This window comes from Neorhizobium fuzhouense (assembly GCF_042611105.1).
Classification (GTDB): domain Bacteria; phylum Pseudomonadota; class Alphaproteobacteria; order Rhizobiales; family Rhizobiaceae; genus Neorhizobium; species Neorhizobium galegae_A.
The window spans coordinates 71,219-96,832 of sequence record NZ_JBHFFP010000001.1 but is presented as its reverse complement, the minus strand read 5'-3'; the positions used below and the strand labels follow the sequence as shown (position 1 = coordinate 96,832).

Genomic DNA, 25,614 nt, shown 5'->3' with positions numbered 1-25,614 from the left:
GCCCGAATATAACTCTGCGTAACATAATCGGCCGTCACTTAAGAACCCCTTGTATCAAAAAAGGCCGCGGTCGTCGTTTTCGAATTGTTAGCTGCGTCGCTCGGCGATTAAGGATATCCACTCGCGCGTCTTGAAGTACGGGCCTTCCACACTCTATGTAGGGAGTTGACCAAGTGTAGACGATTCCTGGCGCGGCAACGCCGTCGGGCGCCCGATGAAACAAAGGAACAACATGAGAAATCCCGTTGATACCGCCATGGCTCTGGTGCCGATGGTCGTGGAGCAGACCAATCGCGGCGAGCGCTCCTATGACATCTATTCGCGCCTCCTGAAGGAGCGGATCATTTTCGTGACGGGGCCGGTGGAAGATCACATGGCTTCGCTGATCTGCGCGCAGCTGCTTTTTCTCGAATCGGAAAACCCGAAGAAGGAAATCGCGCTCTACATCAATTCGCCGGGCGGCGTCGTGACGGCCGGCATGTCCATCTACGATACGATGCAGTTCATCCGTCCGGCCGTGTCGACGCTGTGCATCGGCCAGGCTGCCTCCATGGGCTCGCTGCTTCTGGCGGCCGGCGAAAAGGGCATGCGCTTTGCCATGCCGAACTCGCGCATCATGGTTCACCAGCCGTCGGGCGGTTTCCAGGGCCAGGCGTCTGATATCGAACGCCATGCCCGTGACATATTGAAGATGAAGAAGCGTCTGAACGACGTGTACGTGAAGCATACCGGCCGCACCTACGAGGAGATTGAAAAGACCCTTGATCGTGACCACTTCATGGACAGCGACGAAGCGCTTGCCTGGGGCGTGGTCGACAAGATCCTCACCTCACGGCTCGAACTGGAAGGCGCTCCGGCCGCCTGAGGCGGCGGGGCCGCGCGCAGTCTCACCCCGTTGTGACCGAAAACAGGGGTTTTATCTCGCGAGGAAAGCGCTAATAGTTGATATTAAGGCTGTGTTGAACTCTTATGACATAGCATCGGTCTGGAAGGGGTTCGTTGCCGCCGGGCCTGGGACGATGGTTCCCAACCGGCAGAGTACCCTTAAGAGCGGAGCAGGCAGGATTTCCGGTGGAAACCTGCCAGCCGGCGAAAGAAGTGTCCGCGCCCCGATGACGGGTGAGCGGTGTGCTGGAAGGGAAGTGATATGAGCAAAGTCAGCGGCAGCAACGGCGGCGACTCCAAGAATACGTTGTATTGTTCGTTCTGCGGCAAGAGCCAGCACGAAGTCCGCAAGCTGATTGCCGGACCGACCGTGTTCATCTGCGATGAATGCGTCGAATTGTGCATGGACATCATTCGCGAAGAGAACAAGACCTCCATGGTGAAATCCCGTGACGGCGTTCCCACGCCGCAGGACATCATCAAGGTTCTCGATGAATATGTGATCGGCCAGCGACAGGCCAAGAAGATCCTGTCGGTTGCCGTCCACAACCATTACAAGCGCCTCGCACACGCCTCCAAGAACGGCGACGTGGAACTGGCGAAGTCCAACATCATGCTCGTCGGCCCGACCGGCTGCGGCAAGACCTATCTTGCCCAGACGCTCGCCCGCATCATCGACGTGCCCTTCACCATGGCCGATGCCACCACGCTCACCGAAGCCGGCTATGTCGGCGAGGACGTGGAAAACATTATCCTGAAGCTTCTGCAGGCGGCCGACTACAATGTCGAGCGGGCGCAGCGCGGCATCGTCTACATCGACGAAGTCGACAAGATCTCCCGCAAGTCCGACAACCCGTCGATCACCCGCGACGTGTCGGGTGAAGGCGTGCAGCAGGCGCTTCTGAAGATCATGGAAGGCACGGTTGCTTCCGTTCCCCCGCAGGGCGGCCGCAAGCACCCGCAGCAGGAATTCCTGCAGGTGGATACGACCAACATCCTGTTCATCTGCGGCGGCGCCTTTGCAGGCCTCGACAAGATCATCTCGGCGCGTGGCGAAAAGACCTCGATCGGTTTCGGCGCCACCGTGAAGGCCGAGGATGATCGTCGCGTCGGCGAGGTGCTGCGCGAGCTGGAGCCGGAAGATCTGGTCAAGTTCGGCCTCATCCCGGAATTCATCGGCCGTCTGCCGGTTCTGGCAACGCTCGAGGATCTCGACGAGGATGCGCTGATCCAGATCCTGTCGGAGCCGAAGAACGCGCTCGTCAAGCAGTACCAGCGCCTGTTCGAGATGGAAGACGTGGAGCTGAACTTCCACGAGGACGCGTTGCGCGAGATTGCCCGCAAGGCGATCACCCGCAAGACCGGCGCGCGCGGCCTGCGCTCGATCATGGAAAAGATCCTGCTCGACACCATGTTCGAACTGCCGACGCTCGAAGGCGTGCGCGAAGTGGTGATCTCCGATGACGTGGTGCGCGGCACCGCGCGTCCGCTCTACATCTATGCCGACCGCCAGGATGAGAAGGCGAACGTTTCGGCCTGATGAACGATGATCGGGGAAGGGGGCGCCTGCCTCCTTCTCCACTCCGCCTTGCTCTGCCGGTTGCGGTGAAAGATCGGGTGGTAATCGAGCCTCCTCGGGTTTGGCTCCCCAGGCTATGTGTCTGTTGTCTTCCTGTAGCGCTGCGATCCCGGCATGGTCCTTGAGGACCGACGGCCGCCTGATGCGGCACGGCAGCCTACAGTTACGCGTAAGCATCCTGTTCTAATCATGGCTGTCTGGTGTGCGTCGCAATTGTGCAGACGTTCAAGGCTTGAAAACTCCATTCGAAACCTCCACGTTTGGAGGGACAAGATGAGTCCGGATCTGTTCTGGACCAGAGCCCGCAAAGCGGGACGAGTGAAAGGAAATGACATGACGAATACAGCGTCTGCGGCACCTGGCGGTGATACCTATCCGGTCCTGCCTTTGCGCGACATTGTGGTCTTCCCCCACATGATCGTACCCCTGTTCGTCGGGCGTGAAAAATCCATTCGCGCTCTGGAGGAAGTCATGGGTTCCGACAAGCAGATCATGCTTGTCACCCAGATCAACGCCGGCGACGACGATCCGGCACCGTCCGCCATCCACACGGTAGGCACGGTTGCCAATGTGCTCCAGCTTCTGAAACTGCCCGACGGCACCGTCAAGGTTCTGGTCGAGGGCCGCGCGCGTGCGAAAATCAGCACCTATACCGAGCGCGAGGAGTTTTACGAAGCCCATGCCAAGGTTCTGGCCGAACCCGAGGATGAAGCCGTCGAGGTGGAAGCCCTGTCGCGCTCCGTCGTCTCGGAATTCGAGAACTACGTGAAGCTCAACAAGAAGATCTCGCCAGAAGTCGTCGGCGCCGCCAGCCAGATCGAGGACTATTCGAAGCTTGCCGATACGGTGGCCTCGCACCTCTCCATCAAGATCACCGAAAAGCAGGAAATGCTGGAAACGGTGAGCGTCAAGCAGCGCCTTGAAAAGGCGCTCGGCTTCATGGAAGGCGAGATTTCCGTCCTGCAGGTGGAAAAGCGCATCCGCTCGCGCGTCAAGCGCCAGATGGAAAAGACCCAGCGCGAATATTACCTGAACGAGCAGATGAAGGCGATCCAGAAGGAGCTTGGCGACGGCGAGGATGGCCGCGACGAGATGGCCGAACTGGAAGACCGCATCGCCAAGACGAAGCTGTCCAAGGAAGCCAAGGAAAAGGCCGATGCGGAGCTGAAGAAGCTCAAGCAGATGAGCCCGATGTCGGCGGAAGCCACCGTCGTGCGCAACTACCTGGACTGGCTGCTGTCGATCCCGTGGTCGAAGAAGTCGAAGATCAAGACGGACCTGAACAGCGCCGAAAGGATCCTCGAAGTCGATCATTTCGGCCTCGACAAGGTCAAGGAGCGCATCGTCGAGTATCTCGCCGTTCAGGCCCGTGCGACCAAGATCAAGGGTCCGATCCTGTGCCTCGTCGGCCCTCCGGGCGTCGGCAAGACCTCGCTTGCCCAGTCGATCGCCAAGGCAACCGGCCGCGAATATGTCCGCGTGGCATTGGGCGGCGTGCGGGATGAAGCGGAAATCCGCGGTCACCGTCGCACCTATATCGGCTCGATGCCCGGCAAGGTCATCCAGTCGATGAAGAAGGCCAAGAAGTCCAACCCGCTCTTCCTGCTCGATGAAATCGACAAGATGGGCCAGGATTTCCGCGGCGATCCGTCCTCGGCCCTGCTCGAAGTGCTCGATCCGGCGCAGAACTCTACCTTCATGGACCATTACCTGGAAGTGGAATACGATCTGTCGGACGTGATGTTCATCACCACGGCCAACACGCTCAACATTCCGGCGCCGCTGATGGACCGCATGGAAATCATCCGGATTGCCGGCTACACGGAAGACGAGAAGCGCGAAATCGCCAAGCGTCACCTGCTGCCGAAGGCAATCAAGGAGCACGCCCTGAAGCCGGAAGAATTTTCGGTGACGGACGAGGCCCTGATGGTGATCATCCAGCAGTACACCCGCGAAGCAGGCGTGCGTAGCTTCGAACGTGAACTGATGAAGCTCGCCCGCAAGGCGGTCACCGAGATCATCAAGGGCAAGTCGACGTCGATCGAGGTGACGGCCGAAAACATCCACGACTATCTCGGCGTTCCCCGGTTCCGCCATGGCGAGGCCGAGGGCGAGGATCAGGTCGGTGTTGTCACGGGTCTGGCCTGGACGGAAGTCGGTGGCGAGCTTTTGACCATCGAAGGCGTTCTGATGCCCGGCAAGGGCCGCATGACGGTGACCGGCAACCTGAAGGACGTGATGAAGGAATCGATTTCGGCAGCGGCTTCTTACGTCCGCTCGCGCGCCGTCGATTTCGGCATCGAGCCGCCGCGCTTCGACAAGTCGGATATCCACGTGCACGTGCCGGAAGGGGCAACCCCGAAGGATGGTCCGTCGGCCGGCGTTGCCATGGCAACCGCGATCGTCTCGATCATGACCGGTATTCCGGTCCGCAAGGATGTCGCGATGACGGGCGAGATCACGCTGCGCGGCCGGGTGCTGCCCATCGGTGGCCTGAAGGAAAAGCTGCTGGCTGCCCTTCGCGGCAACATCAAGACGGTTCTGATCCCGGAAGAGAACGCCAAGGATCTGGCGGATATTCCGGATAACGTGAAGAACAACATGGAGATCATCCCGGTCTCGCGCATGGGCGAGGTCATCCGCCACGCGCTGGTTCGCGAGCCGCAGGCCATAGAATGGGACGGCACGGTGGAAACGCCGGTCATCGCAACGGTGGACGGGGTGGACGACACCGGGGCAACCGTCGCCCACTGAACGGGGCGACGCCTGTGGAAATCACAGCCAAACGACAAAAAGGCCGGCAAAACGCCGGCCTTTTTTGTGCAAATTCGCTAAAGGCCCTTGTTTTTCAGGCAATCGCGGAGCTTTTGGGTTTGCGAAGGGGTCGGCGTTCCGTTGTCGCCCCGTCAGATCCATTGTGTGAAACCATTGAAAGGGGTGGAAACATGAACAAGAACGAGTTGGTGACCGCTGTTGCTGAAAAGGCTGGTCTTTCCAAGGCTGACGCGGCTTCTGCTGTTGACGCCGTGTTCGAGACGGTCCAGGGCGAACTGAAGAACGGTGGCGACATCCGCCTCGCCGGCTTCGGCAGCTTCTCCGTCTCCCGCCGTGAAGCTTCGAAGGGCCGCAACCCCTCGACCGGCGCCGAGGTCGATATCCCGGCCCGCAACGTTCCCAAGTTCTCGGCCGGCAAGGGCCTGAAGGACGCCGTCAACAGCTAAGCTGTCGACTGCGGCCGCCGGCGGCGTAAAGCCCCGGCCGCCTCTTCGGCAGGGAATGGGCGCGACTTCGATGTCGCCCGTCTGTGACCCTGCCAGACCATGGCAAAAGCTCGGCCCAGGATCGGTTCGACCGTTCGCTGGGCCGAAGTTTTTTATACCCCCTGGCCGGATGCCGCCCGGTCGAATTTTGCGCGGGTGGCGCCGCGCGCGGGCGCGCCCGCCTTGTGTTTCACCGCCACGATCCTTAATCATGCAAAGGCCGGTTGTCCGGTACGTTCTCGGGGCGGGGTGAAACTCCCCACCGGCGGTAGGAAGCATGAGGCTTCAAGCCCGCGAGCGCCCGAACGGTGTCTCAGGATGCCGTGCGGGGTCAGCAGATCCGGTCGAATGCCGGAGCCGACGGTCACAGTCCGGATGAAAGAGAGCGGGGAGAAAGGCCTGCCGGTATCCCGGCATTACCTGTTCGGTCTGTCGTCCCGGCTTTACCGGCAACGACAGGCTTTCGGGTCTTTTTGCGCACGCCAACGTCCACGACGGTGGAGGCGGCAATCGCAGGCCCTATCCTCCTCGCCGTTTCTGTTGACGTTTTTCGACAGACTGGAAGAGGAATGGCATGAATCCGCCAAAATTCGCATCGCTCCTTCGCTCGCGCGCCTTTGCCGGCGCAGCCTTTATGGTGGCCGCTGGCGTGGCCTTTGCCGCGTTGAATGTCGTCACGCAGTGGCTCTCCATGCAGCTTGCCGTGGCGCCTGCCTCTATCGCTTTCTGGCAATACGGATTTGCGCTTGTGCTGTCGCTGCCGCTTCTGCGGCGTCTCGGCCTGTCGGCCATGCGCACCCGCTATCCCGGCCGCCATGTGGTGCGGGTGGTGCTGGCAGCGCTTGGCGTGCAGGCCTGGATCATGGGACTTGCGACGGTGCCGATCTGGCAGGCGATCGCGCTCGTGATGACCTCACCCTTCTTCGTCATCGTCGGCGCGCGGCTGTTTCTCGGCGAACAGGTGGGGCTCTATCGCTGGCTGGCGACGCTTGCCGGCTTCTGTGGCGCCATGATCATCCTGCAGCCGTGGTCGGATCAGTTTTCGCCGGCCGCTTTCCTGCCCATCCTGTCGGCGCTTCTGTGGGGCGGCTCGTCGCTCATCATGAAGAACCTGACGCGCCATGAAAGTGCCGAGACCGTCACCGTCTGGCTGCTGGTGCTGCTGACGCCGATCAATGCCGGCCTGGCGCTGGCGGAAGGTTTTGTCGTGCCCACCGGCCCGGTCTTCTGGCTGCTGCTTCTGGCGGGCTTGCTGACGGCTTTTGGCCAGTATCTGCTTACCCTTGCCTATAATGCCGCCGATGCCGCCTATGTGCAGCCGTTCGACGATCTGAAGCTGCCGCTCAACGTGCTCGCAGGTTTCGTCGTTTTCGGCTATGCGCCGAGCGGCTCGCTGTGGATCGGCGCGATTCTCATTCTGTCGGCCTCGCTGACGCTGATGCTGAAGGAGGCGCGCGGCGAGCCGGGCAGGGCCTAGGAACGACGCCTGCGGCCTCTAAGGAGGCGCCCGTAAGCGGGGACTGTCGTTCTAATCGCAGGCCGGCTGGTTGCGCATCGGTGGCCAATGCTTTCTATTCGCGCGCAAAGACTGGAGTGACCCATGCATTACCTCATCACCGGAACCGCGGGCTTCATCGGCTTTCATCTTGCCCGCCGTCTTCTGGAGGAGGGGCACAGCGTCACCGGTTTTGACGGCATGACGCCCTACTATAACCTGCGCCTGAAGGAAGCCCGCCACGCGGCGCTGTCGCAGTTTCCCGCCTTTCGGCCGGTGATCGGCATGCTGGAGGACCAGCGCCTGCTGGAGAGCACGCTGGAGGCCTCTGCGGATGTCGGGGCGCCGGAGGTGATCATCCATCTCGCCGCCCAGGCGGGCGTGCGCTACAGCTTGGAAAATCCGAAGGCCTATCTTGATTCGAACCTCGTCGGCTCGTGGAACGTGCTGGAACTGGCCAAGAACGCCGGCGTGCGCCACCTGATGCTCGCCTCCACCTCCTCGGTCTATGGCGCCAACGAGAAAATCCCGTTCAGCGAGGGCGACAAGGCCGACGAGCCGCTCACCTTCTATGCGGCGAGCAAGAAGGCGATGGAGCTGATGGCGCACAGCTACTCCCATCTCTACCGGGTGCCGACGACCGCCTTCCGATTCTTTACCGTCTACGGCCCCTGGGGCCGGCCGGACATGGCGCTGTTCAAGTTCGTCAAGGCGATGCTGGAAGACAGTGAAATCGAGATCTATGGCGAAGGCCTGATGAGTCGCGATTTCACCTATATCGACGATCTCGTCTCCGGCATTATCGACCTGTCGCATGTGGTGCCCTTGGAAGACACCCGCGTGACCACCGCCGGCATCGAGGATACGCTGTCGCACCAGGCGCCGTTCCGCGTCGTCAATATCGGTGGTGGCCAGCCGGTCGGGCTCCTGGATTTCATCGATACGATCGAAAAGGTGATGGGAAAGCCGGCCGCCAAGAAAATGCTGCCCATGCAGCAGGGCGACGTGCCGCGCACCTATGCCTGCCCGGACCTTCTGGTGGCGCTCACCGGCCGCAAGCCGCAGATCGGCCTGGAAGAGGGCGTTCGGGCCTTTGTCGAGTGGTATGTGGAACACCGGGCAGCGCTTCAGCTGTAAACGAGTCGGCTGCCGGTAGCGGCCGCGCGAGTCATATCGAATCGAATCAGGAAATCGGGATGAAAGAACGGCCACGTATCCTCGTGGCAGCAGCGTGACGTCAATCTGCCGCCCGACCCCATTCTAAAGATAACGGCAGTCGCGTTCTGGCGCGCTTGTGCCAGAGGCGGGGTGGAGTGTCCAGTGGGGGCGTCGGGAAGGCTTCTGCGGGCGCAAACCAAACCGACAGCTTTGACTCGGTCAAAAATGTCCGATATCATGTGCCATGCTTTGGGGGAAGGCATGGACAAACGCGATCGCTTTATTGCCGAACTGCGGGAGGAGGCGAAGGCCCTGCACCTGTCCTTCCGGGTCAATAAGTCCAAGGGCAAGGGTGGCCATGCCACGGTCTTTGTCGGTGACCGGTTCACAACGCTACCCAGCCGTGACATCGACCCGAAGACGGCAGCAAAGATCCGCAAGGGGCTCGGGCTGAAATAACCATGACCTTCAGCCGCTCCGGAAGCGGATCGGCAAGGCTGGAGACAGGAGACAGGAGACTGCCATGAAGATCTATGCCTATGCGGCATGTTTCGAACCACTCGCGCCCGAAGGCGGTTTTCTGGTGACCTTCGAGGATGTTCCGGAAGCGATTACCCAAGGCGAGACCCTGCGCGATGCACGCGAAATGGCGGCAGACGCGCTGGGTGTGGCGCTCCTCACCTATATCGAACTGGGAAGGCCCTTGCCGCCGGCAAGCGCGACGGGCACCTTCATCACGCCGGATCCCGATGTCGCGGCAAAGATCGCCGTGATCGAGACGTTTCGGGAAAGTGGGATGACGCGCACGCAGTTGGCGCGTCAGCTTGGCAAGGATGAAAAGGAAGTCCGGCGCATCCTTGATCCGAATCACGGAACGAAACTGCAGTCGCTCACACAGGCGCTTTCCGCCATGGGAAAACGATTGGTGATCGGACTGGAGGCCGCAGAATAGGTTCTGCGCGGGCGTTCAAGGCTCCTCCTGTCGCAGGAGCGTGTTTTCCGGGTGCACACGGCAGAAACGGCACACATAAGCGCCCACGTGCGCAGCGCCCAAGCCACAAAGTCCACAAGCAAATAGAAAGGAAAAATGGTGGGCGATGACGGACTCGAACCGCCGACATCCTCGGTGTAAACGAGGCGCTCTACCAACTGAGCTAATCGCCCTGACGTCTTGCGGTTCGTGTCCGCTGCGTCGGTGGCCGTGATCTATGCGGATCGCGGAAAAGACGCAAGTGTGTTTGTGAAGATTTTTTGATTTTTTTCGCCGTATGCCGACCGCAAAACGTCAAAAGCCCTGCAAACACGGGGATTTAAGCGAATGCGGATAATCATTCATCCACAGGGCAGGAGGGGCAGGTCCGGGACTGGATAAGAGAAAGCGCATCGCGTCACCGTTTTGTCTTGAAACCTGCTTGACACCCTTTGGCGAACCCCTTAGAGAGCCGCTCATCGACTGGTTACGCCGGTCGCCGGGGAAGTTTCTTCCTCACTCAGGAATAAGCGGGTGTAGCTCAGTTGGTTAGAGTGCCGGCCTGTCACGCCGGAGGTCGCGGGTTCGAGCCCCGTCACTCGCGCCATTCCTGGATAAAAAGAAACAGGCCTTTTGGCCGAACAGACGCTGAACGGTGTCTGCAAAATGCGCGGGTGTAGCTCAGTCGGTTAGAGTGCCGGCCTGTCACGCCGGAGGTCGCGGGTTCGAGCCCCGTCACTCGCGCCATTTTTTACTTCTCTGCGTAACTGTCATCAAAGTGGACGCCAGCATCGCTGGTGTGTCGTTATGCCGCAAGCGCTGCGGATGCCGGGGCCTTCCCATTCATATTGTCGTGATTGTGCTGCAGCCTCGGTCGGCGTCGAAGATGCCTTCACCAGGCGTAAACCCAATGTTGCTGCTCGTTCGCGGGCGCGGCAGAGGTGCTACGAACGCCGGAGCTAAGTGTTTATCAGAATATTCGAATAATGCGGCGCAACCGGACTTGAAGAGCCTCTCGAATTTCCCTATCTGCATTTTGCGGCGAGGGCAGGGCTTTTCCGATCTGGTCGGCCCGCCGCATCCTTGCCCGTGTCGCTCTCCGGCGGCGGGCGTTTCAACTTGATGAACAACATCAACTTTCCTCCTGTCGGCCTTGCGTCGGCGCCCTTTGCCGCGGCAGGGCGCGTGAGTCTGAATCAACAAATTCCGGCCGCAACATTTTGTCCCGTTTTGGTTCGAGGTGTGGCCGTCAAAAGTCTTGCGCGCGGCTCGTGGCTGCGCTAGTCACGGCTTGTTGCAATGCACGTTCGCTTGCCGCGCATTCGCTTAAGTGCCGCCCGGGCACTGCTTGGCAAGCAGGGATCGAATACCATGACAGAGCTCCTCAGTTCCTATGTCCCGATCGCGATTTTTATCGGTATTGCCCTGGTGATCGGCCTGGCGCTTCTGATTGCGCCGTTTGCCGTTGCCTACAAGGCGCCCGATTCGGAAAAGCTGTCGGCCTATGAGTGCGGCTTCAACGCGTTCGACGATGCGCGCATGAAGTTCGACATTCGCTTTTATCTGGTGTCGATCCTGTTCATCATTTTCGATCTGGAAGTTGCCTTCCTGTTTCCCTGGGCCGTGTCCTTCGGTGAAATCGGCTGGTTCGGCTTCTGGTCCATGATGGTGTTCCTCGGTGTCCTCACCATCGGCTTCATTTATGAATGGAAGAAAGGAGCGCTGGAATGGGAGTAGTGGATAACAACACGACCATGATCGCGCCAAGCCCCAAGGGGATCATCGATCCCAACACGGGCAAGCCCATCGGCAGCGACGACGCATTCTTTGGCGAGATCAACAACGAGCTTGCCGACAAGGGCTTTCTCGTCACCTCGACGGATGAGCTGATCAACTGGGCGCGCACCGGCTCGCTGATGTGGATGACCTTCGGTCTGGCCTGCTGTGCTGTCGAGATGATGCAGGTGTCCATGCCGCGCTATGACGTGGAGCGTTTCGGCTTTGCCCCGCGCGCCTCGCCGCGCCAGTCCGACGTGATGATCGTGGCCGGCACGCTGACGAACAAGATGGCGCCGGCGCTGCGCAAGGTCTATGACCAGATGCCGGAGCCGCGTTACGTCATTTCCATGGGCTCCTGCGCCAATGGTGGCGGCTATTACCACTATTCCTATTCGGTGGTGCGTGGCTGCGACCGTGTCGTGCCTGTGGATATCTATGTGCCCGGCTGTCCCCCCACGGCAGAAGCGCTGCTTTACGGCGTGCTTCTGCTGCAGAAAAAGATCCGCCGCACCGGCACGATCGAACGCTAAGGGCTTGAGGACGCATCATGAGTGAAGCCCTGAACGAATTTGCCGCCTACCTTGCCGAAGCCCGGCCGGGTCTGGTCACCTCGGCTTCGGTTGCCTATGGCGAACTGACGCTGAAGACCGATGCCGATAAGCTGATCGCGCTCGTTACCTTCCTGCGTGACGACGTGCAGTGCGGGTTCATCAATTTCATCGACATCTGCGGCGTCGACTGGCCAAAGCGCGAAAAGCGCTTCGACGTGGTCTATCACCTGCTCTCGCCGCGCCAGAACATGCGCGTGCGGGTCAAGGTCGAAACCGCCGAAGATGTGCCCGTGCCGTCGCTCACCGGTCTCTTTCCGGGCGCCGACTGGTTCGAGCGTGAAGCCTGGGATCTCTACGGCATCCTGTTTACCGGCCACCCGGACCTGCGCCGCATCCTCACAGACTACGGTTTCGAGGGGCACCCGCTGCGCAAGGATTTTCCGACGACCGGTTTCGTCGAAGTCCGCTACGACGACAGCGCCAAGCGCGTGGTCTACGAGCCGGTGGAACTGCGCCAGGAATTCCGCAGCTTCGACTTCCTGAGCCCCTGGGAAGGCACGGATTACGTGCTGCCGGGGGATGAGAAGGCAAAGGTCTAAACTGAAGTTTAGAGGCGAATAGCGAGTAGCGAATAGCGAATAGTTGTCGCCACAACGAAAGGAAGAGGCAGACGATCAGCTCCTACAAGGACCTCAAGGTGTGGAAGCAGGCTATTGAACTGGCCGTTGAGTGTTGCCGCTGCACCGAGACTTTCCCGAAGAGCGAAGTTTACGGACTGACATCCCAGATAAGGCGCGCCTCCACCTCGGTGGCCGCCAACATTGCCGAAGGCATGGTCGGGACAACACCGGAAGTTTCGTGCAGTTTCTGAGAGTTTCTCAAGGGTCGCTGAAAGAGCTGGAAACGCATATGATCATCGCGCAAAGGGTGGATATCCTTGCGCAGGAACAGTTTCAGAGCTTGATGCAACAATGCGACGAAATTGGCCGGATGATGCGTGCGTTGATCAGAAGCCTGCAGGAGAAGACATGAGCGGCATAGATCGACTATTCGCTATTCGCTATTCGCTAATCACCAGCGCGGAGCGCGCCCATGACTGAACACGACGTTCGCAATTTCAACATCAACTTCGGCCCGCAGCATCCGGCCGCGCACGGCGTTCTGCGTCTTGTGCTGGAGCTGGACGGCGAGATCGTCGAGCGTGTGGATCCGCATATCGGGCTTCTGCATCGCGGCACGGAAAAGCTGATCGAGAGCAAGACCTATCTGCAGGCGCTGCCCTATTTCGATCGCCTCGACTACGTGGCGCCGATGAACCAGGAGCATGCCTACTGTCTGGCGGTGGAAAAGCTGCTCGGCATCACGGTTCCGATCCGCGGCCAGCTCATCCGCGTCCTCTATTCGGAAATCGGCCGTATCCTGTCGCATCTTCTGAACGTCACCACGCAGGCCATGGACGTCGGTGCGCTGACGCCGCCGCTCTGGGGTTTTGAAGAGCGCGAAAAGCTGATGGTGTTTTATGAGCGCGCCTCCGGCTCGCGCATGCACGCCGCCTATTTCCGTCCCGGCGGCGTCCATCAGGATCTGCCGGTGGAACTGGTCGAGGATATCGGCAAGTGGTGCGATGCCTTCCCGAAGGCGCTCGACGATATCGACAGCCTGATCACCGGCAACCGTATCTTCAAGCAGCGCAACGTCGATATCGGCGTGGTGAAGCTGGAAGACTGCTGGGCCTGGGGCTTTTCGGGCGTGATGGTGCGCGGCTCGGGCGCTGCCTGGGACCTGCGCAAGTCGCAGCCCTATGAGTGCTATGCGGATCTCGATTTCGACATCCCGATCGGCAAGAACGGCGACTGCTATGACCGTTACCTCATCCGCATGATCGAAATGCGCGAATCGGTGAAGATCATGAAGCAGTGCGTCAACCGCCTGCTGTCGGATGCCAAGACCGGTCCGGTCTCGTCTGTGGATGGCAAGGTGGTTCCGCCGAAGCGCGGCGAGATGAAGCGCTCGATGGAAGCGCTCATCCACCACTTCAAGCTCTACACCGAAGGTTTCCACGTGCCGGAAGGCGAGGTCTATGCGGCCGTCGAAGCGCCGAAGGGCGAGTTCGGCGTCTATCTCGTGGCCGACGGCACCAACAAGCCATATCGCTGCAAGATCCGCGCCCCGGGTTATGCGCATCTCCAGGCGATGGATTTCCTCTGCCGCGGCCACCAGCTGGCCGACGTCTCGGCCATCCTTGGCTCGATCGATATCGTGTTTGGAGAGGTGGACCGCTGATGCGACGCCTGTCGATTGCGCTCTGTCTTGTCGCTCTTGCCTCGTCTGCCGTGGCGCAGACGGTGCAGCCGTCGACCGAGACAGGCAGATCGACGACGACCATGGCGGAACTCGTTTCCAGAGAGTATGAAATCAAGGCAGCCGTGCCCAATGGAACGAAGTTCATCGTTTTCCTGCAAAAGGGTACATCTGCCTATGCCTGCGAATTCGTGACTCTCACGAAATCGCGGTGCGGTTCTGTCAATTGATAAGGCGTGAGAAAGAATGTCCGTTCGTCGACTAGCCGAAGATCAGTTCCAGCCGGCAGCCTTTGCCTTCACTGCGGAAAACGCCGCGTGGGCTGAGGCGACGATCCGGAAATATCCCGAAGGCCGCCAGCAATCGGCGGTCATCCCGCTGCTCATGCGCGCCCAGGAACAGGAGGGTTGGGTTACCCGTGCGACGATCGAGTTCGTCGCACAGAAACTCGACATGCCCTATATCCGCGTGCTCGAAGTGGCGACCTTCTACACCCAGTTCCAGCTGAAGCCGATCGGCACCAAGGCGCACATCCAGGTCTGCGGTACAACGCCCTGCATGCTGCGTGGTTCCGAAGCGCTGATGGATGTGTGCAAGCGCAAGATCCATCACGAGCCGCTGCACCGCAACGAGGCCGGCACGCTGTCCTGGGAAGAGGTGGAATGTCAGGGCGCCTGCGTCAACGCGCCGATGGTCATCATCTTCAAGGATGCCTATGAGGACCTGACGCCCGAGCGTCTGGAAGAGATCATCGATGCGTTCGAGGCAGGCAAGGGCGCCGAGGTGAAGACCGGCCCGCAGATCGACCGCCTGACATCGGCGCCGGAAGGTGGCCCGGTGACGCTCAACGACGAGATCAAGCCGGTTCGCACCAATCTCGATCCGCAGCCGGCCGCACCGGCCGCCGAAGGTGCCGCCGTTCCGCCGGCGGAAGCCGGCCGGCCGAAGGATACGGCAACTGAAACCAACCCGGCCGTGAAGACGCCGGTGACGGCACCTGCCGCCTCCAAGGCCAACGACACGGCGGCAGAAGCGGCGTCCGCCACGAAGAAGAGCGAGCCGGACCCGAAGGCGGTCGGCAGCACCGGCGAAGGCGCGCCTGCCGAAGGCAGCAAGGTTGCCGGCACCGACAAGCCGAAGACAGACGGAGCGTAAGGTTTTTTAGAAAACCTTGCACCGCGCCCGGCCTCCGGGCGCATCACAGAATTGAAAAGCCGGCCGAAAGTGGCGGCGGACTGGTGGAATAGGTCATGTTGAAAGATCAGGATCGCATCTTTACCAACATCTACGGGCTCAAGGACAAGTCGCTGAAAGGCGCCATGAGCCGTGGCCACTGGGACGGCACGAACGAGATCATCGAAAAGGGCCGGGACTGGATCATCAACGAGATGAAGGCGTCGGGCCTGCGCGGCCGCGGCGGCGCCGGCTTCCCGACCGGTCTCAAATGGTCCTTCATGCCGAAGGAATCGGATGGCCGGCCGCATTATCTCGTGGTCAACGCTGACGAATCGGAGCCTGGCACCTGCAAGGACCGCGAAATCATGCGCCATGATCCGCATACGCTGATCGAAGGCTGCGTGATCGCCGGTTTCGCGATGGGTGCCCACACCGCCTATATCTACGTGCGCGGCGAATACATGCGCGAACGCGAAGCCCTGCAGGCCGCCATCGACGAGTGCTATGACGCGGGCATTCTCGGCACCAACAACAAGTGCGGCTGGGATTTCGACATCTACGTCCACCACGGCGCCGGCGCCTATATCTGCGGCGAAGAAACAGCCCTTCTCGAAAGCCTCGAAGGCAAGAAGGGCCAGCCGCGCCTGAAGCCGCCGTTCCCGGCGAACATGGGCCTTTACGGCTGCCCGACCACCGTCAACAACGTCGAATCGATTGCCGTTGCCCCGACCATCCTGCGTCGTGGCGCTTCCTGGTTCTCGTCCTTTGGCCGCCCGAACAATGTCGGCACCAAGCTGTTCATGGTGTCTGGCCACGTCAACAAGCCCTGCACCTTCGAAGAGCAGATGGGCCTCACCTTCCGTGAGATCATCGAGCATCATTGCGGCGGCATCCGCGGCGGCTGGGACAATCTTCTCGCCGTCATCCCCGGTGGTGCCTCCTGTCCTGTCGTCAAGGGCGAGGACATGAAGGATGCCATCATGGACTTCGACGGCATGCGCGAAGTCAAATCCTCCTTCGGCACCGGCGGCATGATCGTCATGGACAAGTCGACGGACATCATCAAGGCGATCTGGCGCATCGCGGCCTTCTTCAAGCATGAGAGCTGCGGCCAGTGCACGCCTTGCCGCGAAGGCACCGGCTGGATGATGCGCGTCGTCGAGCGCATGGTGAAGGGCCATGCCCAGAAGCGCGAAATCGACATGCTGCTGCAGGTGACCAAGCAGATCGAAGGCCACACCATCTGCGCGCTCGGCGATGCGGCGGCCTGGCCGATCCAGGGCCTCATCCGCAATTTCCGTCCGGAAATCGAGGCACGCATCGATCAGTACACGGCAAACGCCACCCGCGAGGGTGCCGTTCTGGAGGCTGCGGAGTAAGATCATGGCGGACGGCCCGGACAAGAAGGACAAGGATCAGGCAGCGGAGAAACCGCCGCTCGGCTTCACCTTGCCTTTTGCCGACGAGGCCTCTGCCAAGTCTCTCCACAATCCGATGGCGGCGATGGCGGCTGCAACGGCCGCCGGCATGGCGATCGGCGCGCAGTTTGCCAATGCCTTCTTCGGCATGATGCAGGCCTCCATGGAGGCAGCCACCCGGCCCGGGCCGGAGGCAAAGGCGAAGGCCCCGGAGACGGCGCCTCAGCCGGAAGCGAAGGTGGAGGCCGCGGCGCCCGAGACGCAGGTGACGCCGGTCACGGCAAAGCCCGCCCCGGTGCGCAAGGCGGCAAAGCCTGCCGCCAAGGCCGAGAGTGCGGTTGAAACTGCAAAGGCTGCGCCAAAGCCGAAGCCGGTCCGCGTCGCCAAGGCAAAGGCGAAGGTCGCCGTGGCTCCCCCGGCCAAGGCGGAAAAGCCGGAAAAGCTGGCAGGAACAAAGGGCGCAGCAAAGGCTGCACCGAAAAGACAGAAGGCCGCCGACGATCTGAAGACGATCGCCGGCGTCGGTCCGAAACTGGCAGACCTGCTGAACGGCATGGGCGTGACGCGCTTTGCGCAGATCGCCGCCTGGACGGACGAGGACGTAGCGCATTTCGACCGCGAGCTTGAGCTCGATGGCCGCATTGCGAAAGATGGTTGGATCGCGCAGGCAAAAAAACTGCTGCGGTGACGGAATGTGTCGCTGCCTTTTCTCAATGAGGGCAGGGGACTGGAAACAGGACGTAAGTGACGATGGCAAAGCTCAAGGTTGACGGTAAAGAGATCGAGGTTCCGGATCACTTCACGCTGTTGCAGGCGTGCGAGGAAGCCGGCGCCGAAGTGCCGCGCTTCTGTTTCCATGAACGCCTTTCGGTGGCCGGAAACTGCCGCATGTGTCTGGTCGAGGTAAAGGGTGGCCCGCCGAAGCCGGCAGCCTCCTGCGCCATGGGCGTGCGCGACATCCGCGGCGGCCCGAACGGCGAACTGCCGGAAGTCTACACCAACACGCCGATGGTCAAGAAGGCCCGCGAAGGCGTGATGGAATTCCTGCTCATCAACCATCCGCTGGATTGCCCGATCTGCGACCAGGGTGGCGAATGCGACCTGCAGGACCAGGCCATGGCGTTTGGCATGGATGCCTCGCGCTACACGGAAAACAAGCGTGCGGTCGAAGACAAGTATATCGGCCCGCTCGTCAAGACCGTGATGAACCGCTGCATTCACTGCACGCGCTGCGTCCGCTTCACGACGGAAGTGGGCGGCATTTCCGAGCTCGGCCTGATCGGCCGCGGCGAAGATGCCGAAATCACCACCTATCTCGAACATGCCATGACCTCGGAACTGCAGGGTAACGTCATCGACCTTTGCCCGGTCGGCGCGCTCACCTCGCGCCCGTTCGCGTTTACGGCGCGTCCTTGGGAACTCGGCAAGACCGAATCGATCGACGTCATGGATGCCGTCGGCTCCGCCATCCGCGTCGATACGCGTGGCCGCGAAGTCATGCGCATCATGCCGCGCGTCAACGAGGCGGTGAACGAGGAATGGATTTCCGACAAGACCCGCTTCATCTGGGACGGCCTGAAGACGCAGCGCCTCGACCGGCCTTACGTGCGCCGCGACGGCCGCCTGCAGCCGGCAACCTGGGGCGAAGCCTTCGCCGCCATCAAGACGGCCGTATCGGCCACGAACGGTAACAGCATCGGTGCGATTGCCGGTGATCTCGCCTCCGTTGAGGAAATGTATGCGCTGAAGGAACTGCTGACCGCGCTCGGCTCGCAGAACCTCGATTGCCGCCAGGACGGCGCCAAGCTCGATCCGTCGCTCGGCCGCTCCAGCTACATCTTCAACCCGACCATCGAAGGCATCGAACAGGCCGACGCGCTTCTCCTCATCGGCGCCAACCCGCGCTACGAGGCGGCCGTGATGAATGCCCGCATCCGCAAGCGCTGGCGTCGCGGTAACTTCCCGATCGGCGTGATCGGGGAGGGGGGCGACATGCGCTACGGTTACGAGTATCTCGGCGCCGGCACCGAAACCCTGTCGGACCTCGTCAACGGTTCGCATGGCTTCCTCGAGAAACTGCGTGCCGCCAAGAAGCCGATGATCATCGTCGGCTCCGGCGCGCTGGTGCGTGACGATGCGGAAGGCGTTCTGGCCGCAGCCGCAAGCCTTGCCGCCTCGGTTGGCGCTGTCTCGGCAGAGTGGAACGGCTTTGGCGTCCTCCACACCGCAGCCTCGCGCGTTGGCGGTCTCGATCTCGGCTTCGTGCCGGGTCCGAACGGTTCCAATGCTGCCACCATGCTGCGCTCCATGGACGTGCTCTTCCTGCTCGGCGCCGACGAAATGGAATTCACCTCCAAGCACGCCAAGTTCACCGTCTATATCGGCAGCCACGGCGATGCCGGTGCCCACCATGCCGACGTCATCCTGCCGGGCGCGACCTATACGGAAAAGTCCGGCACCTGGGTCAACCTCGAAGGCCGCGTCCAGATGGGCAACCGAGCCGGTTTCGCCCCAGGCGAGGCGCGCGAAGACTGGGCCATCCTGCGCGCCCTGTCGGACGTGCTCGGCAAGAAGCTGCCGTTTGATTCGCTGTCGCAGCTGCGCGCCAAGCTCTATGCCGCATACCCGCATTTCGCCGAACTCGACGAGATCGCGGCCAGTGCTGCGGACGATATTGCAACGCTTGCCAAAAAACCGGTGAGCCTGGGCAAGTCCGGGTTTGCGTCTGTCATCAAAGACTTCTATCTCACGAACCCGATCGCACGCGCTTCGGCGGTGATGGCGGAGTGTTCGGCACTGGCCCGCAACAATTTCCAGGCTGCGGCAGAGTAAAGGCACAATCATGGACTCTTTCTTCTCGACCTATCTCTGGCCGGCGATCGTGATGATCGGTCAGTCCCTGTTGCTGCTCGTCTGCCTTCTGGTCTTCATCGCCTATATCCTTCTGGCCGACCGCAAGATCTGGGCAGCCGTCCAGCTGCGCCGCGGCCCGAATGTGGTCGGCCCCTTCGGCCTGTTCCAGTCCTTCGCCGACCTTCTGAAGTTCGTCTTCAAGGAGCCGATCATTCCGTCGGGCGCCAACAAGGGCGTGTTCCTGCTGGCGCCGCTCGTCTCGGTGACGCTGGCGCTCGCCACCTGGGCAGTCATTCCGCTCAACGAGAACTGGGTGATCGCCAACATCAATGTCGGCATCCTCTACGTCTTTGCGATTTCCTCGCTTGAAGTCTACGGCATCATCATGGCCGGCTGGGCGTCGAACTCCAAGTACCCGTTCCTGGGTGCGCTTCGCTCTGCCGCGCAGATGGTGTCCTATGAAGTGTCGATCGGCTTCGTCATCGTCACGGTGCTGCTCTGCGTCGGTTCGCTGAACCTCAGCGACATCGTGCTCGCCCAGAAGACCGGCATCGGCACCATGATCGGCCTGCCGCCGTCCTTCCTCGACTGGCACTGGCTCGTGCTCTTCCCGATGTTCATCATCTTCTTCATCTCGGGCCTTGCCGAAACCAACCGTCCGCCCTTCGACCTTCCGGAAGCGGAATCGGAACTGGTCGCCGGTTACATGGTGGAATATGCCTCGGCTCCCTACATGATGCTGATGCTCGGCGAATATGCCGCCATCCTCCTCATGTGCTCACTGACGACCATCCTGTTCCTCGGGGGCTGGCTGCCGCCGGTGGATGTCTGGTTCCTCAACTGGGTTCCGGGGATCATCTGGTTCCTGATCAAGGCCACCTTCATCTTCTTCATGTTCGCCATGGTGAAGGCCTTCGTTCCGCGCTATCGCTATGACCAGTTGATGCGTCTCGGCTGGAAGGTGTTTCTGCCGCTGTCGCTGGTCATGGTCATCATTACTGCATTCGTTCTGAAGCTGACGGCCGGCGCCTGATTTCTGGCGCCGCCTCCCGGCTGAATTGGAGACTAACATGGCAAGTCTGGCACAATCCGTCAGTTCGCTGTTTCTGAAGGAGTTCGTCGGGGCGTTTTTCCTGTCGATGCGCTACTTCTTCAAGCAGAAGGCCACGATCAACTATCCCTTCGAAAAGGGACCCGTCTCCCCGCGCTTCCGCGGCGAGCATGCCCTTCGCCGCTACCCCAATGGCGAGGAGCGCTGCATTGCCTGCAAGCTGTGCGAGGCGATCTGTCCTGCCCAGGCGATCACCATCGAAGCCGGCCCGCGCCGCAACGACGGCACCCGCCGCACGGTGCGTTACGATATCGACATGGTAAAGTGCATCTATTGCGGCTTCTGCCAGGAAGCCTGCCCGGTGGATGCCATCGTCGAAGGTCCGAACTTCGAATTCTCGACGGAAACGCGCGAAGAGCTTTACTTCGACAAGCAGCGCCTTCTCGACAATGGCGACCGCTGGGAGCGCGAAATCGCGCGCAACCTGTCGATCGATGCACCCTACCGCTGATCGCCCGATCGCGGTTCTGATTGACACTGCCGGTGCTTGAAAAAGGTGCCGGATCGACCACAAGCATGAGGCCTGGCTGGTATGCGACCGCCGGGTTTTGACGGCGGGGATAAGAGCCCTTCCGGGGAAGACGAAAAGGCACCACAATGGGTTTGCAGGCTGTTTTCTTTTATCTGTTCGCCTTCGTCGCGGTGGCGTCGGCGTTCATGGTCATCTCGGCCAGGAACCCGGTGCATTCCGTGCTCTTCCTGATCCTGGTCTTCTTCAATTCCGCCGGGCTTTTCCTGCTCACCGGGGCTGAATTCCTCGCCATGATCCTGCTCGTCGTCTATATCGGCGCGGTCGCGGTTCTCTTCCTCTTCGTCGTGATGATGCTCGACATCGACTTTGCAGAGCTGCGCTCCGGCTTCCTGCAATATGCGCCGGTCGGCGCGCTGATCGGGCTCATCCTCGCCGCCGAGCTGGTGCTGGTCATCGGCGGCAGCGTGCTGTCGCCGGAAGCGGCCAAATCGATCACCATGCCGATCCCGTCGCCGGCGGTGCGCACCAATACGGCAGCCCTCGGCGACGTGCTCTATACGCACTACGTCTATTTCTTCCAGGTCTCCGGCCTCGTTCTGCTCGTCGCCATGATCGGCGCGATCGTGCTGACGCTGCGTCACCGGGAAAACGTCAAGCGCCAGGATATCTCCAAGCAGGTCGCCCGCACGCCGGCAACGGCTGTCGAGGTGGTCAAGGTCAAGCCGGGCCAGGGCATCTGAGCGCGATCAAGGAACAGCGAATATGGAAATCGGACTTTCTCATTACCTGACGGTTAGCGCCATTCTCTTCACGCTCGGCGTCTTCGGCATCTTCCTCAACCGGAAGAACGTCATCATCATCCTGATGTCGGTGGAACTGATCCTGTTGTCGGTCAACCTCAACATGATCGCGTTCTCGTCCTTCCTCAACGACATTGCCGGCCAGGTCTTTGCGCTGTTCATCCTGACCGTTGCCGCAGCGGAAGCGGCGATCGGTCTTGCAATTCTCGTGGTCTTCTACCGCAACCGTGGCTCCATCGCGGTTGAAGACATCAATATGATGAAGGGCTGATCAGGTCATGATCTACAAGGCTATCGTCTTTCTTCCCCTGATCGGCTTCCTGATCGCCGGCCTGTTCGGCCGCCAGATCGGCGCCAAGGCATCGGAATATGTCACCAGCGGTCTGATGATCGTTGCGGCCATCCTTTCCTGGGTGGTCTTCTTCAACGTGGCGCTCGCCCATGGCGGCGAAGGCCACGAGGTCATCAAGGTCTCGGTCCTGCGCTGGATCCAGTCCGGCGGCCTCGAATTCGACTGGTCCTTCCGCATCGATACGCTGACCTCGATTATGTTCGTCGTGGTCAACACCGTCTCGACGCTCGTCCATCTCTATTCGATCGGCTACATGCACCACGATCCGCATCGGCCGCGCTTCTTCGCCTATCTGTCGCTGTTCACCTTCGCCATGCTGATGCTGATCACGTCGGACAACCTGGCGCAGATGTTCTTCGGCTGGGAAGGCGTGGGTCTGGCGTCCTATCTGCTGATCGGTTTCTGGTTCAAGAAGCCCTCGGCCTCTGCGGCCGCCATGAAGGCCTTCATCGTCAACCGCGTCGGCGACTTCGGTTTCGTGCTCGGCATTTCCGGCGTCTTCGTGCTGTTCGGCTCGATCAACTTCGACACGATCTTTGCCTCGGCCGCGACCTATCTGCCGGCGGAAGGTGCCGCTGACGCCGGTCAGGCCGTCATCACGCTCTTCGGCATGCAGCTCGACAAGGCCCATGCGATCACCGGCGTCTGCCTGCTGCTGTTCATGGGTGCCATGGGTAAGTCGGCGCAGTTCCTGCTGCACACCTGGCTTCCGGATGCCATGGAAGGCCCGACGCCGGTTTCGGCGCTCATCCATGCCGCAACCATGGTGACCGCCGGCGTCTTCCTCGTCGCCCGCATGTCGCCGATCTTCGAACTGTCGCCGAACGCGCTGCTGTTCGTTACCCTCATCGGTGCGATCACCGCCTTCTTTGCGGCAACCGTCGGCCTCGTGCAGAACGACATCAAGCGCGTCATCGCCTATTCCACCTGTTCGCAGCTTGGATATATGTTCGTGGCGCTCGGCGTCGGGGCTTACGGCGCGGCTGTTTTCCACCTCTTCACGCACGCCTTCTTCAAGGCCCTGCTGTTCCTGGGCGCCGGCTCCGTCATCCACGCGGTCGATGGCGAGCAGGACATGCGCTATATGGGCGGCCTCAGGAAGCACATCCCCTATACCTTCTGGGCGATGACGATCGGCACGCTGGCGCTCACCGGCGTCGGCATCCCGGGTACGATGTTCGGCTTTGCCGGCTTCTTCTCCAAGGACGTCATCATCGAATCGGCTTATGCCTCGCATTCGGCGCTGTCGGGTTTTGCCTTCACGCTGCTTGTGGTTGCTGCGCTCTTCACCAGCTTCTATTCCTGGCGTCTCGCCTTCCTCACCTTCTTCGGCAAGCCGCGCGCCTCGTCGGATGTCATGCATCACGTGCACGAAAGCCCGATGATCATGCTGTTCCCGCTCGCCGTGCTCACCATCGGTGCGGTTCTCGCCGGCGTCGTCTTCGAAGGCCATTTCTTCGGCGAGGAATATTCCGAGTTCTGGAAGGGCGCGCTCTTCACCTCGGAACACAATGAGATCCTCGAAGAGTTCCACCACGTGCCCGTCTGGGTGAAGTGGAGCCCGTTCATTGCCATGCTGACCGGTTTCGTCACCGCCTGGTACATGTACATCAAGTCGCCTTCCACCCCGAAGCGCCTGGCCGAAAACCACCGCGTCCTCTACCAGTTCCTGTTGAACAAGTGGTACTTCGACGAGCTGTATGACTTCCTCTTCGTACGCTCCGCCAAGGCCCTTGGCCGGTTCCTCTGGAAGAAGGCCGATGTCGGCGTCATCGACGCCTATGGTCCGAACGGCATTGCGGCGCGCGTTGCGGATATCACCCGCGGTGTGGTTCGCCTGCAGACCGGTTACCTTTATCACTATGCGTTCGCGATGCTGATCGGTATCGCCGCCCTCGTCACCTGGATGATGCTCGGGAGTTCAATCTGATGACCGACTGGCCTATTCTTTCCACGGTCACCTTCCTGCCGCTCGTCGGTGTGGTGCTTCTCCTGCTCACCCGGGAGGACGGCCCGTTCGGCCGCCGCAATATTCTGAACGTCTCGCTTCTGACGACGGTCTTCACCTTCCTCGTCTCGCTGTTCATCTGGATCGGGTTTGACAATTCCAACCCCGGTTTCCAGATGGTGGAAAAGCATTCCTGGCTCGGCACCGGCATTTCCTACCATCTCGGCGTCGACGGCATTTCCATGCTGTTCGTCATCCTCACCACTTTCCTCATGCCGTTCTGCGTGCTGGCAAGCTGGGAATCGGTCGAGAAGCGCCTCAAGGAATACATGATCGCCTTCCTGCTTCTGGAAGTGGTCATGGTCGGCGTCTTCGTGTCGCTCGACATCGTTCTCTTCTACGTCTTCTTCGAAGCGACGCTCGTGCCGATGTTCATCATCATAGGTGTCTGGGGCGGCAAGGATCGCGTCTACGCCTCCTACAAGTTCTTCCTCTATACGCTGCTCGGCTCCGTGCTGATGATGGTCGCCATCATGGCCATGTACTGGCAGGCCGGCACGACGGACGTAACGGAACTGTTGAAGTTCGGCTTCCCGGCCGGTCTGCAGACCTGGCTATGGCTTGCCTTCTTCGCCTCCTTTGCGGTCAAGATGCCGATGTGGCCGGTGCATACCTGGCTTCCGGATGCCCACGTGCAGGCGCCGACGGCAGGCTCGGTCATTCTGGCCGGCGTCATGCTGAAGCTGGGCGGTTACGGGTTCATCCGTTTCTCGCTCGCCATGTTCCCGCTGGCATCCGAACACTTCGCGCCCTTCGTCTTTGCGCTGTCGGTGCTTGCCATCATCTACACCTCGCTGGTCGCGATGATGCAGGAAGACATCAAGAAGCTGATCGCCTATTCCTCGGTCGCCCATATGGGTTACGTGACCATGGGCATCTTTGCGGCAAACCAGCAGGGCCTGCAGGGCGCCATCTTCCAGATGCTGTCGCACGGCATCGTGTCGGGCGCACTCTTCCTCTGCGTCGGCGTGATCTATGACCGGCTCCACACCCGCGACATCGCGGCCTATGGCGGCCTCGTCAACAACATGCCGAAATATGCCGTCGCCTTCATGATCTTCACCATGGCCAATGTCGGCCTGCCGGGCACGTCCGGTTTCGTCGGCGAATTCCTGACGATCATCGGCATCTTCCGGGTCAACACCTGGGTCGCCCTGTTTGCCGCCACCGGCGTCATCCTCTCGGCCTCCTATGCGCTCTGGCTCTATCGCCGCGTGATCTTCGGTGCGCTCGAAAAGGAAAGCCTGAAGGGGCTCCTGGATCTGTCCACCCGCGAGAAGGTCATTCTCTATCCGCTGGTCGTGCTCACCATCTTCTTCGGCGTCTATCCCGCACCGGTCTTCGATGCGACGGCCGCCTCGGTCGACATGCTGATCAATAACTACTCCGCTGCCCTGCAGGCAGCCGGGAAACTTGCACTCCTGGTGCACTGAGACGGGACACGAC

General features: G+C 60.8%; 22 protein-coding genes, 3 tRNA genes, 2 pseudogenes and 1 riboswitch. Of the genes and pseudogenes, 26 read left to right on the top strand and 1 reads right to left on the bottom strand.

Annotated elements, in window-relative coordinates; genetic code table 11:
* Positions 1-232: 232 nt before the first annotated feature.
* The 8 genes from clpP to ACEXP3_RS00445 all read left to right on the top strand — a co-directional run bounded on the left by clpP (position 233) and on the right by ACEXP3_RS00445 (position 9,329).
* On the top strand, positions 233-865 hold the full coding sequence (gene clpP / locus ACEXP3_RS00480) for an ATP-dependent Clp endopeptidase proteolytic subunit ClpP (protein ID WP_210102864.1): 633 nt from the start codon (positions 233-235) through the stop codon (positions 863-865).
* A 282-nt stretch (positions 866-1,147) separates the two neighbouring features.
* A complete protein-coding gene (gene clpX, locus ACEXP3_RS00475) occupies positions 1,148-2,425 on the top strand; it encodes an ATP-dependent Clp protease ATP-binding subunit ClpX (protein ID WP_210102863.1) in 1,278 nt (425 codons plus the stop codon).
* 372 nt (positions 2,426-2,797) lie between these two features.
* A complete protein-coding gene (gene lon, locus ACEXP3_RS00470) occupies positions 2,798-5,218 on the top strand; it encodes an endopeptidase La (protein WP_377295513.1) in 2,421 nt (806 codons plus the stop codon).
* 191 nt (positions 5,219-5,409) lie between these two features.
* Positions 5,410-5,685 (top strand): DNA-binding protein HupB, encoded by a 276-nt coding sequence (gene hupB / locus ACEXP3_RS00465; RefSeq protein ID WP_245365502.1) that lies wholly within the window; start codon positions 5,410-5,412, stop codon positions 5,683-5,685.
* Positions 5,686-5,955: 270 nt separating this feature from the next.
* Positions 5,956-6,115: riboswitch (FMN riboswitch) on the top strand.
* Positions 6,116-6,298: 183 nt separating this feature from the next.
* Positions 6,299-7,201, top strand: a complete 903-nt coding sequence (locus ACEXP3_RS00460; protein WP_377295512.1) for a DMT family transporter — start codon at positions 6,299-6,301, stop codon at positions 7,199-7,201.
* Positions 7,202-7,324: 123 nt separating this feature from the next.
* Positions 7,325-8,356: an NAD-dependent epimerase/dehydratase family protein gene (locus tag ACEXP3_RS00455; protein WP_377295511.1), complete on the top strand. Its 1,032-nt coding sequence runs from the start codon at positions 7,325-7,327 to the stop codon at positions 8,354-8,356.
* Between the two features lie 282 nt (positions 8,357-8,638).
* Positions 8,639-8,836: a hypothetical protein gene (locus ACEXP3_RS00450; RefSeq protein ID WP_210102859.1), complete on the top strand. Its 198-nt coding sequence runs from the start codon at positions 8,639-8,641 to the stop codon at positions 8,834-8,836.
* Between the two features lie 64 nt (positions 8,837-8,900).
* Positions 8,901-9,329, top strand: a complete 429-nt coding sequence (locus tag ACEXP3_RS00445) for a type II toxin-antitoxin system HicB family antitoxin (RefSeq protein WP_210102858.1) — start codon at positions 8,901-8,903, stop codon at positions 9,327-9,329.
* Between the two features lie 136 nt (positions 9,330-9,465).
* Here ACEXP3_RS00445 and ACEXP3_RS00440 read toward each other — a convergent pair.
* Positions 9,466-9,541, bottom strand: a tRNA-Val gene (locus ACEXP3_RS00440).
* A gap of 336 nt (positions 9,542-9,877) precedes the next feature.
* Between ACEXP3_RS00440 and ACEXP3_RS00435 the strand changes: the two genes are divergently transcribed.
* From ACEXP3_RS00435 to ACEXP3_RS00350, 18 genes and pseudogenes are all read left to right on the top strand, one after another.
* Positions 9,878-9,954, top strand: a tRNA-Asp gene (locus ACEXP3_RS00435).
* Between the two features lie 63 nt (positions 9,955-10,017).
* Positions 10,018-10,094: transfer RNA gene (locus ACEXP3_RS00430), tRNA-Asp, on the top strand.
* A gap of 624 nt (positions 10,095-10,718) precedes the next feature.
* Positions 10,719-11,084, top strand: a complete 366-nt coding sequence (locus ACEXP3_RS00425) for an NADH-quinone oxidoreductase subunit A (protein WP_210102857.1) — start codon at positions 10,719-10,721, stop codon at positions 11,082-11,084.
* Positions 11,075-11,656 carry a NuoB/complex I 20 kDa subunit family protein gene (locus ACEXP3_RS00420; protein WP_210102856.1) on the top strand — a complete coding sequence of 194 codons (582 nt, stop codon included), beginning with the start codon at positions 11,075-11,077 and terminating at the stop codon, positions 11,654-11,656. The genes ACEXP3_RS00425 and ACEXP3_RS00420 overlap by 10 nt, the downstream gene beginning before the upstream one ends.
* Positions 11,657-11,673: 17 nt before the next feature.
* A complete protein-coding gene (locus ACEXP3_RS00415) occupies positions 11,674-12,276 on the top strand; it encodes an NADH-quinone oxidoreductase subunit C (RefSeq protein WP_377295509.1) in 603 nt (200 codons plus the stop codon).
* Between the two features lie 113 nt (positions 12,277-12,389).
* Positions 12,390-12,709: pseudogene (locus tag ACEXP3_RS00410) on the top strand (four helix bundle protein).
* Positions 12,710-12,769: 60 nt separating this feature from the next.
* Positions 12,770-13,960 carry an NADH-quinone oxidoreductase subunit D gene (locus ACEXP3_RS00405; protein ID WP_210102854.1) on the top strand — a complete coding sequence of 397 codons (1,191 nt, stop codon included), beginning with the start codon at positions 12,770-12,772 and terminating at the stop codon, positions 13,958-13,960.
* Positions 13,960-14,208 (top strand): hypothetical protein, encoded by a 249-nt coding sequence (locus tag ACEXP3_RS00400; RefSeq protein ID WP_210102853.1) that lies wholly within the window; start codon positions 13,960-13,962, stop codon positions 14,206-14,208. The genes ACEXP3_RS00405 and ACEXP3_RS00400 overlap by 1 nt, the downstream gene beginning before the upstream one ends.
* Positions 14,209-14,224: 16 nt before the next feature.
* Positions 14,225-15,052: pseudogene (nuoE, locus tag ACEXP3_RS00395) on the top strand (NADH-quinone oxidoreductase subunit NuoE); the annotation flags it as partial.
* 176 nt (positions 15,053-15,228) lie between these two features.
* Positions 15,229-16,533: an NADH-quinone oxidoreductase subunit NuoF gene (gene nuoF / locus ACEXP3_RS00390; RefSeq protein WP_377295508.1), complete on the top strand. Its 1,305-nt coding sequence runs from the start codon at positions 15,229-15,231 to the stop codon at positions 16,531-16,533.
* Between the two features lie 4 nt (positions 16,534-16,537).
* Positions 16,538-17,260, top strand: coding sequence for a helix-hairpin-helix domain-containing protein (locus ACEXP3_RS00385; RefSeq protein ID WP_377295507.1), 723 nt, complete (start codon positions 16,538-16,540; stop codon positions 17,258-17,260).
* Between the two features lie 62 nt (positions 17,261-17,322).
* Entirely contained in the window at positions 17,323-19,404 is a 2,082-nt protein-coding gene (gene nuoG / locus ACEXP3_RS00380) for an NADH-quinone oxidoreductase subunit NuoG (RefSeq protein WP_377295506.1), read from the top strand.
* A 10-nt stretch (positions 19,405-19,414) separates the two neighbouring features.
* Positions 19,415-20,458, top strand: coding sequence for an NADH-quinone oxidoreductase subunit NuoH (gene nuoH, locus ACEXP3_RS00375; protein ID WP_377295505.1), 1,044 nt, complete (start codon positions 19,415-19,417; stop codon positions 20,456-20,458).
* Between the two features lie 37 nt (positions 20,459-20,495).
* Complete coding sequence (nuoI, locus tag ACEXP3_RS00370; RefSeq protein ID WP_377295504.1) at positions 20,496-20,987, top strand: NADH-quinone oxidoreductase subunit NuoI; 492 nt, start codon at positions 20,496-20,498, stop codon at positions 20,985-20,987.
* A 146-nt stretch (positions 20,988-21,133) separates the two neighbouring features.
* Positions 21,134-21,748 carry an NADH-quinone oxidoreductase subunit J gene (locus ACEXP3_RS00365; protein ID WP_210102846.1) on the top strand — a complete coding sequence of 205 codons (615 nt, stop codon included), beginning with the start codon at positions 21,134-21,136 and terminating at the stop codon, positions 21,746-21,748.
* A 22-nt stretch (positions 21,749-21,770) separates the two neighbouring features.
* The gene (nuoK, locus tag ACEXP3_RS00360) at positions 21,771-22,079 is read left to right on the top strand and encodes an NADH-quinone oxidoreductase subunit NuoK (protein ID WP_377295503.1); all 309 of its coding nucleotides are present in this window, start codon (positions 21,771-21,773) and stop codon (positions 22,077-22,079) included.
* Positions 22,080-22,086: 7 nt separating this feature from the next.
* Positions 22,087-24,090, top strand: coding sequence for an NADH-quinone oxidoreductase subunit L (nuoL, locus tag ACEXP3_RS00355; RefSeq protein WP_377295502.1), 2,004 nt, complete (start codon positions 22,087-22,089; stop codon positions 24,088-24,090).
* Positions 24,090-25,601 (top strand): NADH-quinone oxidoreductase subunit M, encoded by a 1,512-nt coding sequence (locus ACEXP3_RS00350; RefSeq protein WP_377295501.1) that lies wholly within the window; start codon positions 24,090-24,092, stop codon positions 25,599-25,601. The genes nuoL and ACEXP3_RS00350 overlap by 1 nt, the downstream gene beginning before the upstream one ends.
* The last annotated feature ends 13 nt before the right edge of the window (positions 25,602-25,614 follow it).

Bases quoted from the DNA above. Each gene is read 5' to 3' on its own strand.
- nuoG (WP_377295506.1), top strand. From the start codon at position 17,323: ATGGCAAAGCTCAAGGTTGACGGTAAAGAGATCGAGGTTCCGGATCAC.
- nuoL (WP_377295502.1), top strand. From the start codon at position 22,087: ATGATCTACAAGGCTATCGTCTTTCTTCCCCTGATCGGCTTCCTGATC.
- ACEXP3_RS00460 (WP_377295512.1), top strand. From the start codon at position 6,299: ATGAATCCGCCAAAATTCGCATCGCTCCTTCGCTCGCGCGCCTTTGCC.
- ACEXP3_RS00415 (WP_377295509.1), top strand. From the start codon at position 11,674: ATGAGTGAAGCCCTGAACGAATTTGCCGCCTACCTTGCCGAAGCCCGG.
- ACEXP3_RS00385 (WP_377295507.1), top strand. From the start codon at position 16,538: ATGGCGGACGGCCCGGACAAGAAGGACAAGGATCAGGCAGCGGAGAAA.
- ACEXP3_RS00365 (WP_210102846.1), top strand. From the start codon at position 21,134: ATGGGTTTGCAGGCTGTTTTCTTTTATCTGTTCGCCTTCGTCGCGGTG.
- ACEXP3_RS00350 (WP_377295501.1), top strand. From the start codon at position 24,090: ATGACCGACTGGCCTATTCTTTCCACGGTCACCTTCCTGCCGCTCGTC.
- ACEXP3_RS00425 (WP_210102857.1), top strand. From the start codon at position 10,719: ATGACAGAGCTCCTCAGTTCCTATGTCCCGATCGCGATTTTTATCGGT.
- nuoK (WP_377295503.1), top strand. From the start codon at position 21,771: ATGGAAATCGGACTTTCTCATTACCTGACGGTTAGCGCCATTCTCTTC.
- ACEXP3_RS00450 (WP_210102859.1), top strand. From the start codon at position 8,639: ATGGACAAACGCGATCGCTTTATTGCCGAACTGCGGGAGGAGGCGAAG.
- nuoI (WP_377295504.1), top strand. From the start codon at position 20,496: ATGGCAAGTCTGGCACAATCCGTCAGTTCGCTGTTTCTGAAGGAGTTC.
- lon (WP_377295513.1), top strand. From the start codon at position 2,798: ATGACGAATACAGCGTCTGCGGCACCTGGCGGTGATACCTATCCGGTC.
- ACEXP3_RS00405 (WP_210102854.1), top strand. From the start codon at position 12,770: ATGACTGAACACGACGTTCGCAATTTCAACATCAACTTCGGCCCGCAG.
- ACEXP3_RS00445 (WP_210102858.1), top strand. From the start codon at position 8,901: ATGAAGATCTATGCCTATGCGGCATGTTTCGAACCACTCGCGCCCGAA.
- ACEXP3_RS00400 (WP_210102853.1), top strand. From the start codon at position 13,960: ATGCGACGCCTGTCGATTGCGCTCTGTCTTGTCGCTCTTGCCTCGTCT.
- nuoF (WP_377295508.1), top strand. From the start codon at position 15,229: ATGTTGAAAGATCAGGATCGCATCTTTACCAACATCTACGGGCTCAAG.
- clpP (WP_210102864.1), top strand. From the start codon at position 233: ATGAGAAATCCCGTTGATACCGCCATGGCTCTGGTGCCGATGGTCGTG.
- hupB (WP_245365502.1), top strand. From the start codon at position 5,410: ATGAACAAGAACGAGTTGGTGACCGCTGTTGCTGAAAAGGCTGGTCTT.
- ACEXP3_RS00455 (WP_377295511.1), top strand. From the start codon at position 7,325: ATGCATTACCTCATCACCGGAACCGCGGGCTTCATCGGCTTTCATCTT.
- ACEXP3_RS00420 (WP_210102856.1), top strand. From the start codon at position 11,075: ATGGGAGTAGTGGATAACAACACGACCATGATCGCGCCAAGCCCCAAG.
- clpX (WP_210102863.1), top strand. From the start codon at position 1,148: ATGAGCAAAGTCAGCGGCAGCAACGGCGGCGACTCCAAGAATACGTTG.
- nuoH (WP_377295505.1), top strand. From the start codon at position 19,415: ATGGACTCTTTCTTCTCGACCTATCTCTGGCCGGCGATCGTGATGATC.